The 20,032-nt window shown below is 69.0% G+C and carries 19 protein-coding genes; 4 read left to right on the forward strand and 15 right to left on the reverse strand.

The features are described from left to right. The first annotated feature begins 73 nt into the window (after nucleotides 1-73). On the forward strand, nucleotides 74-859 hold the full coding sequence (locus MLGJGCBP_RS14180) for a crotonase/enoyl-CoA hydratase family protein (RefSeq protein WP_160096316.1): 786 nt from the start codon (nucleotides 74-76) through the stop codon (nucleotides 857-859). Nucleotides 860-876: 17 nt separating this feature from the next. After that, nucleotides 877-1,800: a phosphatase PAP2 family protein gene (locus MLGJGCBP_RS14185; RefSeq protein ID WP_160096318.1), complete on the forward strand. Its 924-nt coding sequence runs from the start codon at nucleotides 877-879 to the stop codon at nucleotides 1,798-1,800. Here MLGJGCBP_RS14185 and MLGJGCBP_RS14190 read toward each other — a convergent pair. From MLGJGCBP_RS14190 to MLGJGCBP_RS14210, 5 genes are read right to left on the reverse strand one after another with little or no spacing between them, the layout of a single operon-like run. After that, nucleotides 1,769-2,938 carry an alpha/beta fold hydrolase gene (locus MLGJGCBP_RS14190; RefSeq protein ID WP_160096320.1) on the reverse strand — a complete coding sequence of 390 codons (1,170 nt, stop codon included), beginning with the start codon at nucleotides 2,936-2,938 and terminating at the stop codon, nucleotides 1,769-1,771. The two genes, MLGJGCBP_RS14185 and MLGJGCBP_RS14190, sit on opposite strands and share 32 nt — an antisense overlap. A gap of 50 nt (nucleotides 2,939-2,988) precedes the next feature. Continuing rightward, the gene (locus MLGJGCBP_RS14195) at nucleotides 2,989-3,663 is read right to left on the reverse strand and encodes a TIGR04282 family arsenosugar biosynthesis glycosyltransferase (RefSeq protein ID WP_160096322.1); all 675 of its coding nucleotides are present in this window, start codon (nucleotides 3,661-3,663) and stop codon (nucleotides 2,989-2,991) included. Continuing rightward, nucleotides 3,660-4,322, reverse strand: a complete 663-nt coding sequence (locus tag MLGJGCBP_RS14200) for a glycosyltransferase family 2 protein (RefSeq protein WP_442972098.1) — start codon at nucleotides 4,320-4,322, stop codon at nucleotides 3,660-3,662. Before MLGJGCBP_RS14200 ends, MLGJGCBP_RS14195 begins: the two co-directional genes overlap by 4 nt. Continuing rightward, entirely contained in the window at nucleotides 4,315-5,382 is a 1,068-nt protein-coding gene (locus MLGJGCBP_RS14205; RefSeq protein WP_160096324.1) for an NAD-dependent epimerase/dehydratase family protein, read from the reverse strand. Before MLGJGCBP_RS14205 ends, MLGJGCBP_RS14200 begins: the two co-directional genes overlap by 8 nt. Then, nucleotides 5,379-6,185 (reverse strand): S-methyl-5'-thioadenosine phosphorylase, encoded by an 807-nt coding sequence (locus MLGJGCBP_RS14210; protein WP_160096326.1) that lies wholly within the window; start codon nucleotides 6,183-6,185, stop codon nucleotides 5,379-5,381. The genes MLGJGCBP_RS14205 and MLGJGCBP_RS14210 overlap by 4 nt, the downstream gene beginning before the upstream one ends. 20 nt (nucleotides 6,186-6,205) lie before the next feature. Between MLGJGCBP_RS14210 and MLGJGCBP_RS14215 the strand changes: the two genes are divergently transcribed. Next, the gene (locus MLGJGCBP_RS14215) at nucleotides 6,206-7,618 is read left to right on the forward strand and encodes a hypothetical protein (RefSeq protein ID WP_160096328.1); all 1,413 of its coding nucleotides are present in this window, start codon (nucleotides 6,206-6,208) and stop codon (nucleotides 7,616-7,618) included. A gap of 38 nt (nucleotides 7,619-7,656) precedes the next feature. Here MLGJGCBP_RS14215 and MLGJGCBP_RS14220 read toward each other — a convergent pair whose 3' ends face one another. The 10 genes from MLGJGCBP_RS14220 to MLGJGCBP_RS14265 form a co-directional block, all read right to left on the reverse strand. Beyond that, nucleotides 7,657-8,325: a hypothetical protein gene (locus MLGJGCBP_RS14220; protein WP_087557301.1), complete on the reverse strand. Its 669-nt coding sequence runs from the start codon at nucleotides 8,323-8,325 to the stop codon at nucleotides 7,657-7,659. 87 nt (nucleotides 8,326-8,412) lie between these two features. After that, on the reverse strand, nucleotides 8,413-9,057 hold the full coding sequence (locus tag MLGJGCBP_RS14225) for a class I SAM-dependent methyltransferase (protein ID WP_236581081.1): 645 nt from the start codon (nucleotides 9,055-9,057) through the stop codon (nucleotides 8,413-8,415). Nucleotides 9,058-9,068: 11 nt separating this feature from the next. After that, nucleotides 9,069-9,581, reverse strand: coding sequence for a hypothetical protein (locus MLGJGCBP_RS14230; protein WP_160096330.1), 513 nt, complete (start codon nucleotides 9,579-9,581; stop codon nucleotides 9,069-9,071). A gap of 1 nt (nucleotide 9,582) precedes the next feature. Next, nucleotides 9,583-10,833, reverse strand: a complete 1,251-nt coding sequence (locus tag MLGJGCBP_RS14235; protein WP_160096332.1) for a molybdopterin-dependent oxidoreductase — start codon at nucleotides 10,831-10,833, stop codon at nucleotides 9,583-9,585. Between the two features lie 119 nt (nucleotides 10,834-10,952). After that, the gene (locus MLGJGCBP_RS14240) at nucleotides 10,953-12,158 is read right to left on the reverse strand and encodes a low temperature requirement protein A (protein ID WP_160096334.1); all 1,206 of its coding nucleotides are present in this window, start codon (nucleotides 12,156-12,158) and stop codon (nucleotides 10,953-10,955) included. 39 nt (nucleotides 12,159-12,197) lie between these two features. Beyond that, complete coding sequence (locus MLGJGCBP_RS14245) at nucleotides 12,198-13,844, reverse strand: MFS transporter (RefSeq protein ID WP_442972099.1); 1,647 nt, start codon at nucleotides 13,842-13,844, stop codon at nucleotides 12,198-12,200. A 108-nt stretch (nucleotides 13,845-13,952) separates the two neighbouring features. Beyond that, nucleotides 13,953-14,840 carry a carbohydrate ABC transporter permease gene (locus MLGJGCBP_RS14250; protein WP_160096338.1) on the reverse strand — a complete coding sequence of 296 codons (888 nt, stop codon included), beginning with the start codon at nucleotides 14,838-14,840 and terminating at the stop codon, nucleotides 13,953-13,955. Between the two features lie 3 nt (nucleotides 14,841-14,843). Further along, a complete protein-coding gene (locus MLGJGCBP_RS14255; RefSeq protein WP_201453058.1) occupies nucleotides 14,844-15,869 on the reverse strand; it encodes a carbohydrate ABC transporter permease in 1,026 nt (341 codons plus the stop codon). Between the two features lie 13 nt (nucleotides 15,870-15,882). Continuing rightward, nucleotides 15,883-17,148, reverse strand: coding sequence for an ABC transporter substrate-binding protein (locus MLGJGCBP_RS14260; protein WP_160096340.1), 1,266 nt, complete (start codon nucleotides 17,146-17,148; stop codon nucleotides 15,883-15,885). Then, nucleotides 17,145-18,830, reverse strand: coding sequence for a glycoside hydrolase family 13 protein (locus MLGJGCBP_RS14265; protein WP_160096342.1), 1,686 nt, complete (start codon nucleotides 18,828-18,830; stop codon nucleotides 17,145-17,147). The genes MLGJGCBP_RS14260 and MLGJGCBP_RS14265 overlap by 4 nt, the downstream gene beginning before the upstream one ends. A gap of 183 nt (nucleotides 18,831-19,013) precedes the next feature. Here MLGJGCBP_RS14265 and MLGJGCBP_RS14270 point away from each other — a divergent pair, with 183 nt between their 5' ends. Beyond that, entirely contained in the window at nucleotides 19,014-20,030 is a 1,017-nt protein-coding gene (locus MLGJGCBP_RS14270) for a LacI family DNA-binding transcriptional regulator (protein WP_087557228.1), read from the forward strand. Nucleotides 20,031-20,032 lie beyond the last annotated feature (2 nt).

The following is a 20,032-nucleotide window of genomic DNA, read 5'->3' on the forward strand; positions in this document are numbered from 1 at the left end:
GAAGTGAACACCCGTTCCGTTCTTCCGTCAAGAGTGCTAGCGTCGGCCACACCAGCGAGGAAAGGCGCACTCGATGACTTCCGATTTGGTACTCGTCCGCAAGGACGGCCCGGTCACGACGATCAGCCTGAACCGGCCCGAAGTCCGCAACGCTGTCGACCGGCCCACCGCCGAGGCGCTCGCCGACGCCTTCCGTGCCTTCGACGCGGACGAGGACGCGTCCGTCGCCGTCCTGCACGGCGAGGGCGGAACATTCTGCGCCGGAGCCGATCTCAAGGCCATCAGTTCCGGCACCGGGAATCGGGTGGCCCCCGACGGCGACGCCCCGATGGGCATCTCCCGGATGCGGTTGTCGAAACCGGTGATCGCCGCGATCGACGGGCACGCGGTGGCGGGCGGACTCGAACTCGCGTTGTGGGCCGACCTGCGGGTCGCAGGCGCGGACGCCGTCCTCGGTGTGTTCTGCCGCCGTTGGGGCGTGCCGCTCATCGACGGCGGAACCGTCCGCCTGCCGCGGCTCATCGGGGAGAGTCGCGCGATGGACCTCGTCCTCACCGGTCGGCCCGTCGACGCCGACGAGGCCCTGAGCATCGGGCTGATCAACCGGAAGGTCGCGGCGGGCGACGCTCTCACCGCGGCCCGGCAACTGGCCGCCGAGATCGCCGGCCTGCCCCAGGTGTGCCTGCGGCAGGACCGGTTGTCGCTGCTCGAGCAGTCCGGGCTCACCGAAGATCAGGCGCTGCTCAACGAATTCCGGCACGGCGCAATCTCTCTGGCCAACGGGACGATCGAGGGTGCCGCACGCTTCGCCGCCGGGGCCGGCAGGCACGGTGATGCCGCCCCCGTGAGTACTTGTTAACGTCGGGCGGTTGACAAGTGCTCACGGGTTGTCGCCGAGCAGTATGGGTCGCGTACCTGCTCGCGCTGGCGGTCACGATCTTCACGCTGGGGCTGCCCACCGACCGCATCTACCAGGCGACGTGGATCGTCGTGGGACTGATCGCGTTCACGATCGACCGGCCGTGGCGGGACCATGTGCGTGTCGTGTGGGATTGGTTGCCACTCATCGCCGCTCTCGTCGTCTACGACCTCAGCCGGGGTGTCGCCCACCACCTCGGGATGCCGGTGCGGGCGCAGGAACTGGTGTCCGTGGAGCGCTGGCTCTTCGGCGGCACCGTCCCCACGGTCTGGTTGCAGCAGCATCTGCTGCCACCGACGGGTGCGCTGCCGTGGTGGACGCTGCTCACCGGAATCGTCTACACCAGCCACTTCATCGTGCCGTGGGTGGTCGCGGGCGTCTTCTACGCATACTCGCGAGACGTGTGGTCGGGGTACATGCGGCGGGTGCTGCTGCTGTCGTATCTCGGCCTCGTCACGTACATTCTGCTGCCGTCGGTCCCGCCGTGGCTGGCCGCCGAGGGAGACTTGATCTCCGGCAGCGTGGGCCGTGTCGCGGGTTTCGGATTCGGTGTCGTCCCCACGGACGTCAGCACGCGGTGGCTGGAGGCGCAGAGCAATCCGGTCGCCGCGCTGCCGTCGCTGCACGCGGCGTTCGCGCTGCTGGTCGCGGTCGCGTTGTGGCCGTTCGCGAGGAATCTGTGGTTGCGCGCGCTGCTGGTCGCGTACCCGGTCGCCATGGCGTTCGTGCTGGTTTACGGCGGCGAGCACTACGTCGTCGACGTGCTGGCGGGATGGGCGTACCTGGGACTGGCGATCCTCCTGGCGCGGGCGTGGGAGTCCCGCACGGCGACGACGCCCGGCCGGGACGTCACCGCCGTCCGCCCGCCGCGTCGCTGGTGACCGACACCTCGTCGAGCGTGGTGCGGAGGAACGGCAGGATGCGCTCGACGATCGCCTCGTTGTACGCGACCGGTTGCTGATTCGGGTTCGCGTGGCCGGTGCCGTCGAGCTTCGCCACCAGCAGTGCGCCGTCGGTCCCGCCGGACTGCTCGACGAGAATCTTCTGCGTGTAGTCGACGTCGACCACACCGTCCATCCAGCCCGCGCGGGGACGCACGAAGACGATCCCCGGTCGCGGTTTGTCGTCCGACTCCACCGCCAGCGACTTCAGGTTGTCGATGGCACCGGACGCGACGATGGTCTTGAACTGCGATTCGATCAGCCCGTTGCTCGCCACGTCCTCCGACAGGACCTTCTCGGTGAGGACCTCGTCGAGGACGTCGCGGAATTCGTCGACGTCGACGTACGGATACCAGTCCGACTTCGTGTCGAGGAATCTGCTCTGCCGGGCCGCGGTCTCCACCAGCACGCGCATCGTCCGGCTTTCCCGCGCGCCGGGGAGCCAGCCGATCCACCGCAGCATGTCCTCGCCGCTGTCCCGGCTCCCGGCCCGGACGGCGTGCAGGTCCACCGGGGTGCAGTCGAGCACGACGCCGATGAGATTGGCGTCGGTGTCCTCGTAGATGTGCTGCGCCACCTCCAGCGCGACGACGCCGCCCATGCTGTGCCCGGACAGGACGACGTTGTCGATCCCCTCCTCGGCGGCGCGGGCGGCGATCAGTTCGCTGATCACCTTGGTGTCGATGCCGCCGTTGTCGTACTGGACCGCCCAGACCCGCCCGATGCCGTCGTACGAGGACAGCGTCCTGGCCGTGTCGGTGGCGTCCTTGTTGCCGAGGCCGACGAGGTCGACGACGGCGGTGTCGTGGTCGGCGGGCGACTGCGCGTCGTACACCTCGTGGATCTGCGGCTGGGTCAGTGCGAGCCGCTGGCGTTCGGGCTGGACGTCGTGAACCCAGTACTGGCCGCCGGCGAGCAGCAGGGGAACGGTCCCGAGCGCGACGGCCGCGAGGAAGCGCCTGGTGCGGCCGAATTTCTGCCACCGGTGACCGAGCCGTGTCGCGTGCAGTCGCGCCTTGCGGCGGTCGTTGCTCCAATCGGCCACGGTGGACGGATGGCGTGTAACTCTTTCCGGCATCTACTCCGATGGTACTCACGGGCGGCGGCTTCGCCGCCCGTGAGTACTTGTTAACCGCCGGACGTTAACAAGTACTCACGGCGGAAGCGGCTGGAATCCGGGCACAGCGCGGCGACCGGGGCGACGTCGGCCGCGTAATCGACGTCCCGGAGCGTCGGCAGCGACAGCACCTCGGCGCCGGCGGCGAGCAGCGCGGCCCGGGTGAGGCGCCCGGTGTCCGGACTCGATGTGGGAACCGGGAGTATCGCCCGCGCCGAAACCGCATCGGGCACACCGAGGATCCACCATCCGCCGTCCTCCGCGAGCCCGAGGGCGCATCGGCCCTGCCGCGCGGTGAGAAGGTCCGCGGATTCGGCGAGCAGTCCCGCCGTCACCTGCGGTGTGTCCATTCCGATCTGGAGAATCGGCAGCCCGAAACGGCCGAACGTGTCGGCGTGGGCGTTCACCAACCGCTCCGCGAAACTCTCACCCCGCTGCGGCACCACGGTGAATCTGCTCAGCGTCGCGGCGATGTCGCCGCCCCGGACCGCGCGGCCGAGGTCACCGGTCATCGCCACCACCCGCTGCGCCACCCCGGCACCGGCGACTGCGTCGAGCGTGTCCAGCAGTGAGGCGGCGGCGAGGGCTGCCGCCCGGGCGTCGCCGACGTCCCTTGCGAGCCGGGTCTTCGCGAAGCCGGGCACCGGCGCCTTCGCGGCCACGAGTACGGCGACGTCGAGGGTCACCCGATCACCTTCCAGAAGTCGTGGACGGCAACGACGGTGCCCTTCAGTGAACCCGACACCTTCGACGTGCCCGCGGTGCGCGGGCGATACGTGATGTCCTGCTCCACGACCCGCCAGTGGGCGCGGCCCGCGAGCACGAGAAGCTGCAGCGGGTAGCCGGACCTGCGGTCGTCGACACCCAGATCGAGAAGGTCCTGCCTGCGTACGGCTCGCATCGCCCCGAGGTCGTGGATCGGCAGCCCGTACCGGCGCCGGAGCCGGGCGGCGAGGACGGCGTTGCCGATCCTGCTGTGCAGCAGCCACTTTCCCCGTCGCCGGCCCACCGCGAGGTCGGCACCCGAGTTCAGGGCGGCGACCAGCCGGGGGAGTTCACCGGGGTCCATCGAGCCGTCGCCGTCCAGCACGCAGACCACCCGGGTCTGCGCCGCCAGCACCCCGGCTTGCACAGCGGAACCGTACCCCGGGACGGGCTCCCGCACCACCGACGCTCCGTGTGCCACCGCGACCGCGGCGGTGTCGTCGGTGGAATTATTGTCCACCACCACCGTCCGGTAATCGCGGGGTACCGCGGCGAGCACGCCGGGCAGGGAACCGGCCTCGTTCATGCACGGGATCACGACGGTGACGTCCCGCGCGGAGATCGGCGCACGCTCAGACACGGGGAGGTCCCGCCGGCGCCGCGTCCCGCAGGGGTGCGTGTGCGAACGCCGCAATCCCCTCGGCGGGCAGGATCTTCGCCCGAAACCCCAGCCGCTCCCTGGCTCGTCGGGGGTCGGCGACGATGTGCCGGACGTCGCCGGGACGGTACTCACCGGTGACGACGGGTTCGGGCCCGCCGTAGGACCGGGCGAGCGTCGCCGCCACCTCGCCGATCGTCACCGGTTGTCCGGAGCAGACGTTGAAGGCTGTGAATCCCGGCAGTGCGGCCTCGGCCGCGGCCACGTTCGCCGCCGCGACGTCGTGAACGTGCACGAAATCCCGTGTCTGCCTGCCGTCTTCGAACACGCTCGGTGGTTCGCCGGCCTCGAGGGCGGACCGGAACATCGCCGCCACTCCCGAGTACGGCGTGTTGCGCGGCATGCGGTCGCCGTACACGTTGTGGTAGCGCAGCGCCGTCACGGATCCGCCGGTGGCCAGCGCCCAGGCGAGAGCGTAGTTCTCCTGGGCCACCTTGCTCGCGGCGTAGAGACTTCGCGGCCGCAGCGGCGAATTCTCCTCCACGAGTGCCCACTCCAGGAGTTCGCCCGTGCCGGGGTCCGTCTCGTCGAAGTTCCCTGCCGCCAGGTCCTCGGCCCGCCGGGCGGACGGTTCCACGAACTCGCCCCGACCGTTGCGGTACCGGCCCGCCCCGTAGACGACCATCGACGATGCGAGTATCAGCCGGCGGCAACCCGACTCGTGCATCGCGGCGAGCAGTGTCGCCGTGCCGAGGTCGTTGTGGCTGGCGTAGGCCGGGGCGTCGCTCACATTCACTCCGGCGCCGACGACGGCGGCCTGATGGCACACCACGTCCACACCCCTGAGCAATTCGGTCAGGGCAGGTAGGTCGCGCACGTCGGCATGCCGCACACCGTCCGGGGGTTCGGCGCAGTTCCCGTGCGCGGACGGAAGCAGCGCGTCGACGGCGACGACGTCGTGGCCGGCCTCGGCCAGCGCGGTGCGGACGTGGCCGCCGATGAATCCGGCGGCGCCCGTGAGCAGTACGCGGGTTCCGGTCACGGCAACTCGATCGGCAGGGTCACGCCCTCGTGGACCCGGCAGGCGTCGCACGGACCCTCGGGGGCGGCGGCGATCGCGGACCGCACGAGCGTCTTCAATGACCCGAGGTTGCGCTGGAACTCGGCGAACACGTCCACGGCACGCACCCCGTCGCCGGCCTCGATTCCCGCATCGAGATCGGTGACCAAAGCGATGGTGGCGTAGCACATCTCGAGCTCTCGGGCGAGGACCGCCTCGGGATGACCCGTCATGTTGACGAGGGTCCAGCCCTGCCGGGCGAACCACAGGCTCTCGGCCCGGGTCGAGAACCGCGGTCCCTCGACCACCACCAGCACACCGCCCTCGACGGTGCCCGGCCGCGCGGCGGCCTTGCGCAGGTCGGCGCAGTACGGGTCGGCGAACTGGACGTGGACGCCGCCGCCGTCGAAGTACGTCTGCGCGCGGCCGCTGGTGCGATCGACCAGTTGGTCCGGCACGACCATCGAACCCGTTACGAGGTCCGGGGTGAGGCTGCCGGCGGCGCAGGGTGCGAACACCCGCTGCACGCCCAGCGTGCGCAGCGCCCACAGGTTCGCGCGGTACGGGATGGTGTGGGGAGCGAACTCGTGCCGGACGCCGTGGCGGGGGAGGAACGCCACCGTCCTGCCCTCCACGTCGCCGACCGTGATCGGAGCGCTGGGGCTGCCGTACGGCGTGTCGATCGTGATCTCGGTGGCTCCCTCGTCGAAGAACGAGTAGAAGCCGCTCCCTCCGATCACGGCGACGTCCGCGCGGACCGGGTCGGGTGAACTCGTTGCGGTCATACGCTCCATCCTCCGTCGTTATGCTGGGCGCGAGTGCGACTTTCGTCGAAGGAGATGACGTCATCGGATCCCCACAGCGCACCGGCGAGCGGAATTTCCTCTACCGCGACTTCGTCGGCGCCGGGCTCGCCCTGATCCTCGTGGTGGTCGCGTTCGTCGTTCCGTACTTCGGAAACGAGACGATCACCCCCATCGTCAACCGCACCGCGAAGAGTGTGCGGGATTTCGCGGACGCCGCGCCGCTGTTCGGGTTCCGCGACGTGCACTTCGGGTGGGGCAGCCCGGTCGCCGTCGTCATCGCGGTGGCGGTCGTCGTGTGGGGCCCCGGGCTGGCGCAGACGCTGTCGTGGCGGCGCCTCACTGTCGGGGTGTGGCTCGGGTCCGCCCTGTGGGCGATGGCGCTGGCACTGGTCGACGGCTGGCGGCGCGGATTCGTCGACCGCCTGACCTCCACCGACGAGTACCTGCACGAGGTCCCCGGTGTCACGGACATCCCGGCGACGCTGCGGGGTTTCGCCGACCGGATCCTGGACCTGCAGCCCGACTCGTGGACCACCCATGTGTCCGGGCACCCGCCCGGTGCGCTGCTGACGTTCGTCTGGCTCGACCGGATCGGACTCGACGGCGGTGCGTGGGCGTCCGCGCTGTGCGTCGCGGTCGGGTCGAGTGCCGGCGCCGCCGTGATCGTCGCCGTCCGGGCGCTCGGCGACGAGGCGACGGCCCGCCGCGCGGCCCCGTTCCTGGTGCTCGCACCCGCCGCGATCTGGGTGGCGGTGTCGGCGGACGCGCTGTTCGCCGGCGTGGTCGCGTGGGGAATCGCCCTGCTGGCGATGTCGGCGACCCGTGCCGTCCCGGTCCCCGCGCTCGTCGCCGTGGCCGCGGGAGTGCTGCTCGGATTCGGCGTCTACCTCAGCTACGGGCTCACGCTGATGGCGATACCCGCGGTCGCCGTCCTGGTGATCGCGCGCACGGCCCGGCCGCTGGCGTTCGCACTGGTCGGCGCGCTCGCGGTGGCCGCCGTGTTCACGCTGTGCGGATTCTGGTGGTTCGACGGCTACCAGTTGGTGCAGGAACGGTACTACCAGGGCATCGCGTCGGACCGCCCCTTCGCCTACTGGGGCTGGGCCAACGTCGCGTCGCTGATCTGCGCGGTCGGGTTGGCGGTACCCGCCGCGTTGCCCCGGACGTTCGCCTGGTCGCGGGTTCGGACGCTGTCGCCGGTCCCTCTCCTGGTGCTCGCCGCGGTCCTCGCAGTGGTGATCGCCGACCTGAGCGCGCTGAGCAAGGCCGAGACCGAGCGGATCTGGTTGCCGTTCGAATGGTGGCTTCTCGCCGCCCCCGCACTCCTGCCGCGCGGAAGCCATCGGTTCTGGCTCGCGGTGCAGGCCGCCGGTGCGCTGGCCGTCAACCATCTGCTGTTCACCAACTGGTGACGGCCGGCGCATCCGGGTTGCCGTGAGAGGGCCTACGGTCACTTGGTCGCGATCGTGATGGTTGCGATCCCGACCAGCAGGCCCGGCGTGACGGCGTCGGTCTTGAACGTCTCGTTCAGCAGGCCGGCAGCATCCGCCGAGACCTTGACCTCGGTGCCCTGCAGGATCGCCGTGTCGTTCGGTCCGGTCTGCAGCGGCTTCAGCGTACGGCCGTTGAGATCGAACAACACCGCGTCGGTCGCCGCGGGTGAACCGTTGACGCTCACGTCGCCGGTGAGGAGCGACGTGCCCGGATCGATCGCGAAATCGGTGAGTTCGACGACGGTGCCCGGTGCCGCCAGCGACAATCCGCTGCCGTCGTGCATGATCTCGCCCTGCACGTAGGGGTCGACCGTGCCCGGCTCCCAGTACTTCACGTTGCCGCCGGTGATCGGGAAGCTGACCGAGCCGTCGGCGAGCGTTGCCGAGCCCACCACTCCGGGTGTGAGGCCGAGCGTCGTCAGCGCCCCGGTGAAGCCGGGATCGAGTGCGACGGCGGTACTCACCCCGGTCAGGTTGTCGACCTGGGCGACGGGTGCCGGCTGGGAGGATGCTACTGCGCTCATATCTGAGGATGCACTCGAATCATTGCTCGAGCACGCCGCGAGCGGGGTCAGTGCCAGGGCTCCGATGGCCGCTGCTACGAGTGCTTTTCGATAGTTCGACATCATGATCAAACAACCTTTCCGGAGGAAGGGGTGGTGGGTGGATGTTCACTAGGTATTCGACGCGGCTTCCCCGGCGGATGGGAGCTCTTACGCCCATTCCATCCGCACGAAGTGCCGATTCGCATGCTGCAGAACATCGATCACCCGAAGCCCCGCCGCGCGTGCGACCTCGGACGCGGCGGCCACGCCCACACTGGCCCAGGCGAACCAGTCTCCGGCGAGATGCTCCGTCTCCCAGCGCAGGAGTTCGCGGCGAACCCCCGCCGTGGTCGGTGGATCCACCTCGGCGATCACAATTCCATGTGGTTGCAACAGTTCTCGCGCGCGATTGAGCACGCGAACGGGTTCCCCGCCGATGCCGATGTTGCCGTCGGCGAGCAGCACCCGGTCCCAGTTCCCCGACCGCGGCAGCGGCGCGAAGATGTCCCGATGCAACGCGACACCGCCGCGGCGGATCGTGAGCTGTACTGCCGTGACGGATGAATCGACGCCCAGCGCCGTGACACCGGCGGACACGAGCGCCGCAGTGAGCCTGCCGGGCCCGCACCCGAGATCGACGGTCGGGCCGTGACACCCGGCGAGCATCACCCGGTCGGCGATCCGATCGGCGAGCGAGGCCGACGCGCCGCCCATCCACCGGTCGAGCGGCAGGGCACGGCGCGTTCCCGTCGCATCACGCACCCAGCACGGGAGCCCCGCCGACGCCCGCCGCAGCAGGAGGTTCGTGGACATCCCGGTCTTCCTCATGGCCGACTCACGGCGTCGCCGTCCTTGCGGGACAGCGCGAGTCGGGTGGCGTAGGCGAGAGCGGCCACCGCGAAGAACGCGGCACTGAGTAGCAGCCAGCGGTCGAGATACGGTTCCTGCGTCAACCCCGTCGCCGCAAGATATGCGTCGCCGCCCTGCTCGATGATCCCCGGCAGGAACAGCAGCAGGGTCAGCCCGGACGCGAGCGCCGGTACGCGAATGTAGTTCAGCGCCGGAACCGTCCGGGGCTGCAGAGATCTCCGTCCCCGCACCGCGTCCAGCCCCGACGTCAGCGACCGGTCGGCGAGTGCGTACAGCGGGAACAGCACGAGGTCGTGGGCGATCACCGCACCGAGGAACCACACGGCGATCGACTTCCACCACACGTCCGGATTCCACAAATTGTGCAAACCCACCACCGACACCGCGTACCCGGCGAGTGCGAACGTGAACAGCACGGCCAGCAGATGCAGCGGGTCGGCTCCGTAGACGCGGGCGAATCGGCGCATCTCACGCCTCCCGGAATTCGATGGACTGCACCCATTTGGTGTTGTGGACACCGGGCAGGGCGGGAACGATGATCCGCGCGGGATAGCCGTGGTCGAGGGAGATTTCCGCGCCGTTCACCTCGAGGGCGAGCAGGGCGTCGGAGTCGCGCACCTGATCGGCCGTGAGCACCGCCTGATTGAACGCCCCGGACCGCTCCAGCGACGTCACCTTCGCCGAGCCGAACACCGTCACCCCCGCGGCGTCGGCGAGGTCACGCAGTCGCACGCCGGTCCAAGTCTCGACGGTGGACCACCCCTCGACGCACGCGATCGGGAGCGACGCGGTGTGCGACGGCATCGCACGCAGCTGACTTCGGCTCAGCTGCACGGGTTCCGCGCCACCCGTCACCGACAGCCGCCAGGTGTCGTCCGTCTGATCCGGGGTGATCTGCGCGGCCACCGCGGTCCGGTTGATCTGAAAGTCGTTGGGGCCGTCCCCGTACGAGCGACCACGCGGCAGCAGCAGCGCGGCGTTGCGCAGGAAACCGCCGGTGGTCTGTCCGACCGACAGCACCGCGACGAGTGCGGCGCCGCCGCCGACCAGGGCGAGTGCGCCGCGCCTGCTGATCGTGGCCGGGGTGGGGTCCGCGGCGACGAGGCCGTTCTCGTCCACCGGCTCGGGCCGCGTGTCGGCGCGGGACGTGCGCAGCACTTCCCGGAACGACCGGGACCGCAGCGACCGCACCATCAACGGCACCTTCAGGATCGTGTGCGTCACGAACCCGGCGATGAAGACCCACGCGCCCCAATAGTGCGCCGTGTAGAAGTCGAAACCGAAGATGTAGTCGTACTGGATGTTCAGGACGCCGGTGATGATCTCGAACAGCGCACCACCGACAAGGGCGATCAGCGACAGTCGTTCGAGCGCCTGCGCCGGCGACCGCACCGGTGGGAACACGAACAGTTTCGGGATCACCGACCACAGTTTGGCGAGCACGATCGGCACCAGGATCAGTCCGAGCCCGACGTGCAGACCCTGCGTGAGCCGGTACAACCACGACGGCCGGGTGGGCCACGCGAAATACGGAAGGTGCAACCAGCCGACGTCGCCGGGTCGAGCCTGCCCGAATTGCGGCCCGTACGCGATGTAGGAGAGCAGCCCCGTGACGATGACGACGGGCAGCCCGATCAGCAGTACGAGGCCGAATACCGAGGTCAGCCACGGTCCGCGCAGTGGGCTGCGGAGCCGTGGGCCGCGCGAGTGGTCGGTCATCGTGATCAATCCCTCCGGCTCGATCGTCTCGAGCCTCAGAGGTGATTCGGTACCGCCGCCGTGCAGGACTGCCCTTCGGGCCCGTGAGTACTTGTTAACCGCCGGACGTTAACAAGTACTCACGGGTGGCCGTGCCGGATCTCGTCCCGCGGCTGGTCGTAGCGAACCATCTCGTATCCGATCATCGCGAGCAGGACCGCGGTCAGCACGCCGAGCGTGGCGAGCGCGGGGATGTGCCAGACGACGGGGAGCAGTGCGATCAGCACGACCGCCGTCACGACGCGCGGCACGGTCACCGACCTCGTCGCGTACGCCTTGAAGGCGACCAGCGCGAGGAGGTACAGCGCCGCGCCACCGAACAGTGCCACCAGCGGCCAGCCGTGCAGCGGATCCACCAATCGGTGATTGTTGCCGTCGCCGACGTACGACAGGATCTTCTTCAGACCCAGCGACAGCATCACGATCCCGATCACCATCGGCAGGTGGATGAAGCTGTAGCAGTTGCGGGCGATCTTGATCTGACGCGCACCGGTTGCCTCCTCGAACGCGTGCTCCACCGCCAGGGATGTGACGTCGAAGTACGACCACCACAGCAGTCCCGACACCGCGAGCCCCAGCAGGGACGCGACGATGATCGCCCACGAGATCGGCAGGCTCGCGACACCGATGCCGATCGACACGATCGACTCGCCCAGCGCGACGATGATGATGAGCCCGTGCCGCTCGGCGAAGTGGCTGACCGACCGCAGCCGCCAGTCGTTTCCGCCGACCAGTGTCCCGAGGTAGTCCCCGGCGAGCGCCAGAATCCACATGACGGTCTGCGCGGTGCCGGTGAGTTGCGACGCGACGAGCAGGAACACGGTGCCGGTCACCATGCTGGGTGCGAACCGGAGCACCTGGCCGCGCAGTTGCGGGTCCTCGCGGCTGACCACCCAGAACATCACCAGGTGCAGGAGCCGGACGACGAAATAGCCGAGGGCGAAGATGACGGGACCGTCGAGTCCGCCCGGGAGGTCGTCGAAGGCCTCGGGGATGGTCAACGCGGTGACGAACATGGCGCCCATCGCCCCGAACATCACGACCCGCACGATGCCCTCGTCGGCGCGCACGAGGTTGCACAGCCACGCGTACCCCACCCAGCTCCACCACAGCACGGCCATCACCAGGGCGCCGCGCAGCAGATTGACGCCGGTGGGGTCGTCGGCCATCAGGTCGGTGACACGGGTGAGCGCGAAGACGAAGACGAGGTCGAAGAACAGCTCGAGCGGCGACACCGACGCTCGCTCTTCGACGAGACGGGGACGCAAACGATGGGCGAAGGTCACGGGAAGAATGCTGCCACCGGAACGCGGCCCGGCAAAGTCCTACGAACTGCGACGATCCTCGGGGTCGGGTGTGCTCGTCCGGTCGGGGGTTCCCACGGGGGTGCTGGGAATCCGCCCGGTGAAGAACAGCGCGGCGATGGCGAGCAGCGCGGTGACGGCGTACGCGACCTGAAGCGCCTCGAGTCGCGCGTCGGAATTGATCGCGAGAATCTCCTGGGCGGTGGAATCCGGAACGGACGCCTCCTTCATGGCCGCCTCCAGTTGGGTGTCGGAGAGGAACGGGACACCGCTCGCCAGTTCGGTGGTGGCCTGCTCCTGCACCGACGGCGGAACGTCGGGGTCGGCCTGGATTCCCGCGACGATGGAGGTGCTGAGGGTCGCGATGAGCACCGATCCGATCAACGCCGTGCCCAGCGACGCACCGAGGTTGGTGGCCGTGTTCTGCAGGCCGCCGACCTCGGCGCTCTGCGAGTCGGGGACGGCCGAGACCGTGACGGCGCCGAGTTGGGAGGCCAGCGCGCCCAGCCCGAGCCCCATCAGCAGCATCGGAACGGCCACGACACCGGCATTGGCCCCGGGATCCATGCCTGCCACGAGGACGAGGATGCCGACGATCATCGAGGTCAGACCGAACCGGACCACCGTGCGCGGGCTGGCCGCGGGCCACAGTTTGGGGATTCCGGCGGCGGCCAGCAGCAGAGCGACGGACAGCGGGATGAGCCGGAGCCCGGTCTGCAGCGCGTTGAGTTCGAGGACGACGGACAGAAACAGGGGGACGGTGAAGAAGACACCGGCCTGAATGGTGAACTGGGCGAAGAACATGGTGAGCCCACCGGACAGTTGCCGGTTGCGCAGCAGCCCGGGGTCGATCAGGGGTTCGCCGCCGGTGGCGGCGAGATGGGATTCCCACCGTAGGAACCCGTAGAGCACGAGCAGGCCGACCAGGACCAGCCACACGACGGGCGACAACCCGAGGACGTCGGGTCCGCCGGGCTTGGGCTGCAGCCAGCCCCATTCGCTCGACCGCAGCACACCGAACACCACCATGCCGAGGCTCACCACCGACAGCGCCGATCCGGCCAGGTCGAGGTGCACCTTCGATGGGGGAACGTCGCTGATGCGGCGCAGCACCAGTAGGATGCCGACGACGATCACCACCTCGCCGGCGAACACGTACCGCCACGACGCGAACGTCGTGACCGCACCGCCGATGAGGGGGCCGGCCGCGACCGCCATCGCACCGGCCGCGGCCACCAGTCCGTACGCTGCGGGACGCCGCTCGGCGGCGAAGTTCGACGCGACGAGGGCGACGATTGCGGGCATGATCAGCGCGGCGCCGATGCCCTCGAGCAGCGACCAGCCGATCAGCAACACCGGAAGGTTCGGTGCCAGCGACGTCGTCAGCGAGCCGGCGCCGTAGATGACCAGGCCGAGGCCGAACGCGCGCCGGCGACCGATGATCGTGCCGACCTTGCCGCCGGTGATCATGAGCGTCGCCATCACGAGTGTGTACAGCGTGATGGCCGTCTGGATGCCGGTGATCGTGGTGCCCAGGTCCGAGGCGACCGTGGCCATGGACACGTTCATGACGGAACTGTCCAATGTCATGAGGAACTGGCCGGACGCCAGCACGGTCAGGACGAGACCGGATCCCGCGACCGTCGACGACTCGTTGCCAGTAGCCATGACGGCCATTCTCGCCGGGCAACGGCGCGCGCGTCCCCCGAACGGTGAACCTGTGAGTACTTATTAACCCCCGGCGGTTAATAAGTACTCACGGGCGGCGGAGCCGCCCTACTTCACGCCACCCGCGGTGAGGCCCGACACGATGCGGCGCTGCAGGAGCAGCACGATGATGACGAGCGGGATGGTCACGACCGTTCCCGCGGCCATCACGGACGTGAACGGCTCTTCGTGCGGTTTGCTTCCCGCGAATTGTGCGATGGCGACGGTGGCCGGCTGGGTGATGTCGTTGGACAGCTGACTCGAGATCAGGTACTCGTTCCACGACGCGATGAAGGCGAGGATCGCGGTGGTGAACAGTCCCGGTGCGGCCAAGGGCAGCAGCACCATTCGGAAGGCCTGCCGTCTGCTGGCCCCGTCGATCCGGGCGGCCTCCTCGAGTTCCCAGGGCAGTTCCTTGAAGAACGCGGTGAGGGTGTAGATGGTGAGGGGCAGCACGAACGAGATGTTCGGGACGATCAGCGCCTGGTACGTGCCGAACCAGCCCATCGACGTGAACAGCTGGAACAGCGGTGTCAGGACGGCGACACCCGGGAACATCGACGCGGCCAGGATGATCCCGAGGACCGCGTGTTTGCCCCGGAACTGCAACCGTGCCAGCGCGTACGCGGTGCCGACCCCGACGATCAGTCCGATCGCGGTGGTGACGGCGCCGATGATCGTGCTGTTGACGAGTGCCCGGGCGAAGTGGTTGCCCGCGTCCGTGGAGAACACGTTCGCGAAGTTGTCCAGCGTGACGTGGGTGGGCCACGGCGTGGTGTCGAACGTGTAGTCGGAGTCCCGGAAGGCTGTGACCACCATCCAGTAGACGGGGGCCAGACCCCAGACGACGATCACCGCGAGGCCCGCGTACGTGCGGATCGACGCGAGCGACGGTCCCCGGCGCCTGCGTGTCACCGTGGGCCGGGTTGTTCCCGGCGTGACGACTGCTGTGGACATGGGTCAGGCCTTTCGCTGCTGCTCTTGGGTGTCGATCACGTTGACGCCCATTACCTTCACGAGCACGTAGGCGACGGCGAAGATGAACAGGAACGTGATCGTGGAGAGGGCGGACGCGCTGTTGAATCCCTGGCGCATCTGGTCGATCACGAGGATCGACAGTGTGGTGGTGGCGGTGCCGTCGCCGCCACCGCCGCGGGTGAGGATCGCCGGGAGGTCGTAGATCCGCAGGACGTCGAGGACGCGGAAGAGGACCGCCACCAGAATGGCCGGCTTGATGAGGGGCAATGTGATCGAACGGAACCGCTGCCACGCGCCGGCGCCGTCCATCCGTGCCGCCTCGTATACCTCGGCGGGCACCATCTGCAGTCCGGCGAGGATCAGCAACGCCACGAACGGGGTGGTCTTCCAGGCGTCGGCGATCACGACGGCGAACCGGGCGGGCCAGGTGTCACCCGTCCACAGGATGTCCGTGCCGAGCAGTTTGTTGGCGATGCCGTCGTAGGCGAAGACGAAGTACCACAGTTTCGCGGTGACGGCGGTCGGGATGGCCCACGCGACGAGGATGCTGGTGCGCAGCAGTGCCCGGCCGCGGAACGCCCGGTTCATGATGGTGGCGAACCAGAGTCCCAGCGCGACCTCGATGGTGACGGTGACGACGGTGAAGAACACGGTGACCCACATCGACTGCCAGAACAGCGATCCCAGTGTGCCGCCGGGGCACGACACGGATGCCCCGGTCGTGTCGGTGCATCGCTGGAACAGCCAGTGCGTGTAGTTCGACAGCCCCGCGAAGCCCTGGTCGACGAATTTGCCGGTGGCGGGGTCGATGGTCGGGTCCTTGAACAGCGACATCACCATCGCGCTGACCACCGGGTACAGGACGACGATGCCCAGCAGGATCATGGTGGGCAGGACCAGGAGCATCGCTGCCTTGCTGCGTCCCTTCCTGGGCCGTGGCGGCGCTTCGGACGAATCCGGTTGCGGGACCACCTCGGTCGTCGGTTCCGAGAGTTCGTGAACGGTCATCGGCTTGTCTCCTCTAGGACCCGGCCGCGGCGATCGCGGACTGGATGTCGGCGGCGGCCTGGTCCACCGTCTTCTCGCCCTTGATCGCGGCGTACGCGTTGTTCTGCACGGCCCGGGTGACCGCGGGATAGAACGGGGTGACCGGCCGGGTCACGGCGTTCTCGATCGACGTCTTCAACGTGGGGATGTACGGGTACTGCCCGATCAGTTCCGGGTCGTCGTAGACGTCGGCGCGGACGGGGGCGAGCGACCCCTGCGAGAGGAAGAACGCCTGCGACTTCTTCTCCAGGAAGAACTTCAGGAAGTCGGACGCGGTGGCCTTGTGCTCCGAGTACACGTTGATCGCGGCGCTGTGCCCGCCGAGCGTGGAGTGACCGGGCCCGTTCTTCCCGGGCAGCGGCGCGACCGCGAACTTGCCGGACACCGCGGAACTGCCCTGACCGTTCATCAGGCTGTACGCATAAGGCCAGTTGCGCATGAAGAGAAGGTCGCCGCTCTGGAATGCCTGCCGGGCCTGCTCTTCCTGGAACGTGACGGACTCGCGGGGGATGGCGCCCGAGCGGTAGGCGTCGACGAGCGATTGCAACCCCGCCTTGGCTTCCGGGGTGGTCATCGTCGGGGTCACGCCGTCCGGTGCGAGGATCGACCCGCCTGCCGTGTTGATGGCCTCGGACGCGTTGACGGTCAGCCCCTCGTACTTGGCGTACTGACCGGCGTAGCAGCCGATTCCGGCCTGCTGCGCCGTCCCGCACGCGCCGACCAGCTCGTCCCATGTGGCGGGCGGGTGATCCAGCAGATCGGTGCGGTAGTAGAGCAGGGCGCCGTCGCTGGTCTGCGGCGCCGCGTACAGGACACCCCCGTACGTGGCCCCCGCGACGGTGGCGGGGAGCAGGCCGGACGTGTCGATCGCCATCGGACCCTCGAGCGGTTGCAGCCATCCGCGGGCCGCGAATTCGGCGGTCCACACGACGTCGACGACGGCGACGTCGTAGCCGGGGTCACGGGACTGGAAATGCTGCACCAGGTCCTCGTGCTGCTGGTCGGCCTGGTCGGACTGCTCCTTGAACGTCACCTCCTCACCGGGATGGGTGGCGTTCCACTCGTCGATCAACGGCCGGACGACGTTGGAGTTGTCCTTGCCCTGCACGTAGGTGATGGGTCCGCGGCCGTCGAGGTTCAGCTTCTCCGCCTGCGCGGCGGCGTCGATGCCCTGATCGGCGCAGGACGTCGCCGCGAACAGGACCCCGACGGCCACCGCGGCGGCGGCGACGCGCTTCATCGTGATTCACCCGAGCCCGGTTCCGACAGCCACACCGCGGCGTCGGACGGGAGCAGGCCGCCGGTGATGCCGGCGATCGAACCGAGCACCACGGTCGAGCCTTCGGGAAGTGCGGCCGGTTCGGTGCCGGTGTTCACCCAGCACTGCACTCCGCCGCGTGCGAACGCGAGGACGCCCGGGGGAGTGTCGAGCCACTCGATGCCGTGCGGGGTGTCGAAGAACTCGGGTCGCAGTTCCAGCGCCCGGCGGTACAGCGTGAGGACCGACTCGGGGTGGCCTGCCTGCGCTTCCGCGGTGTGCGGGGCCCAGTGCCCAGGCTGCGGAAGCCAGGTGTCCTCTTCCGCGTCGAAGGGGGAGAAGCCGTACGGCACTGCGTCGTTCGACCACGGGATCGGCACCCGGCAGCCGTCGCGGCCGCAGTCGGTGAAGCCGGTCTGGAACCACGTCGGATCCTGGCGGACGTCGTCGGGAAGGTCCTCGACCTCTTCCAGTCCGAGTTCCTCGCCCTGGTAGATGTACGCGGTGCCGGGCAATGCCAACTGCAGCAGCGCGGCGGCGCGGGCACGGCGCCTGCCCAGGTCGTGGTTCGGTTCCTCGAGCGCCCAGCGGGCGCGTTCCCAATCGGTTTCGACGAGGTGGTCGGGCTGCGAGCGGGAGTAGCGGGTGACGGTGCGGGGCACGTCGTGGTTGGAGAGCACCCAGGTGGCGGGTGCGCCGACGGTGGCCGCCTGCTCGAGCGCGTCGTCGATCACGGCGCGAATGCTGTCCGAACGCCACGGGGCACGCAGGAAGTCGAACTGGAACGCGGTGTGGAGTTCGTCGGGGCGCAGGTACCGGGCCAGCCGGTCGTTGCCGGGAACCCAGGCCTCGGCGACGAAGACGCGGTCGTTGTAGGCGTTGGCGACGGCCCGCCAGCCCCGGTACACCTCGTGGACGGCGTCCTGGTCCCACGCAGGGTGCGGGTCGGTGTGCTGCGAACCGGGAAGGCGCTCACCGGCATCGGGGAGCGCGGGGTCCTTGGCCAGGCCGTGGGCGACGTCGATCCGGAAGCCGTCGACGCCCTTGTCGAACCAGAAGCGCAGGATGTCCTCGAACTCCGCACGGACCTCGGGGTGCTCCCAGTTGAGGTCGGGCTGCGCGGGGGCGAACAGGTGCAGGTACCACTCGCCGGTGTCGAGGCGGCTCCACGCGGGACCGCCGAATGCGCTCTGCCAGTCGTTGGGCGGCTCGTCGCCCGCGGGGCCGCGGCCGGGCCGGAAGATGTAGCGCTCGCGTGCTCCGGGCTCGTCACGGAGCGCGGCCTCGAACCAGCGGTGCTCGCTGGAGGTGTGGTTGGGCACGATGTCGAGGATCACGCGGATCCCCAGCTCGTGGGCCTCGGCGATGAACGCCTCACCCTCCGCGAGCGTGCCGTACGACGGCTCGATGTCGCGGAAGTCGGCGACGTCGTAGCCGGCGTCGGCCATCGGCGACGGGTACCAGGGGTTGATCCACACGGCGTCGACGCCGAGGTCGGCGAGGTAGGGCAGCTTGGAACGCAACCCGGTGAGGTCGCCGATGCCGTCGCCGTTCCCGTCGGCGAAGCTGCGGATGTAGACCTGGTAGACGACGGCCGTCTTCCACCAGGCTTCGGGGTGCCGGCTCGCGACGGTGGTTGCGGTCGACTCCACGGACTGGGTCATCGAATCTCCTCGGTGCGGGGATGGGATGGGGGAATGTGATGCGTAAACGTTTGCGTTAAGAGCGTGAGGCACGTCACAGGGTGCTGTCAACTCGAACAGGGTGTTTTCTTTCTTGCACTACAACGGCTTGCGGTGGATGAGGAATTTACGCAAATATTTGCGTTGCTCGCTTACTGTGGGAACGTGATCCCCAAGCAGTCCGTGAACATGGCCGACGTCGCGCGCCGCACCGGCGTCTCGATCGCCACCGTCTCCCGTGCGTTGCGCGGCGAGAAGGGGGTCTCCGAAGCGACGCGGCTGCGGATTCAGCGGATCGCCGACGAGTTGGCGTACGTCGTCTCGCCCGAGGCGTCGAAGCTGTCGGGGGGCGCGACGGGCCGGGTGGCCGTCGTCGTGCCGTGGATCGACGCCTGGTTCTACTCGCGGATTCTCGCCGGCATCGAACACGAACTCCGCGCGGCCGACCTGGACGTGATGCTGTACTGCCTCGAGGAGTCGTCCCAGCGCGAATCGTTCTTCGAGCGGCTTCCGTTGCGCCGCAAGGTTGATGCGGTCATCGCCGTGGCGTTTCCGCTGACCGGGCCGGAGCGGGCGCGGCTCGAGGAGATGGACGTGACCGTGGTGGTCATCGGCGCGCACGCCGGTGACTTCCCGTCCGTCCGGATCGACGACGAACTGGCCGCGCGCCAGGCCGTCGGGCATCTGATCAGGATCGGCCACACGCGGATCGGCATGATCCGCACGGTCGACCCGGAGGGGCAGTCCTGGGAGGGCGACATCGCCCGGGTCGCGGGTTTCCACGGTGCGCTCGCCGACGCCGGACTCGACGACGACTGCACCGCGACCGTGCCCTGGGGCATCGAGGGCGGCGAGCGCGGCATGGAACTGCTGCTCAGCCGGGCCGACGTGCCCACCGCGGTGTTCTGTCATTCCGACGAGGTCGCCGTCGGAGCGCTACGCACGCTGCGACGAGCGGGGATACCCGTCCCGGCCGGGATGTCGGTGATCGGCATCGACGATCACCCGACGGCCGAACTGGCCGACCTGACCACGGTCCGGCAACCGGTGGCAGAGCAGGGGGCCGCGGCAGGCCGGGTGGTCGTGGATCTGCTCGGCGGCCGGGAACCGGCGGAACGGGCGGTCGTGCTCCCGACCCACTTGGTGGTCAGGGGCTCGACCGCCCGTCCCGCGGAACTCTGAGG

It is taken from the genome of Rhodococcus sp. T7, assembly GCF_009872365.1.
GTDB lineage: Bacteria > Actinomycetota > Actinomycetes > Mycobacteriales > Mycobacteriaceae > Rhodococcus_F.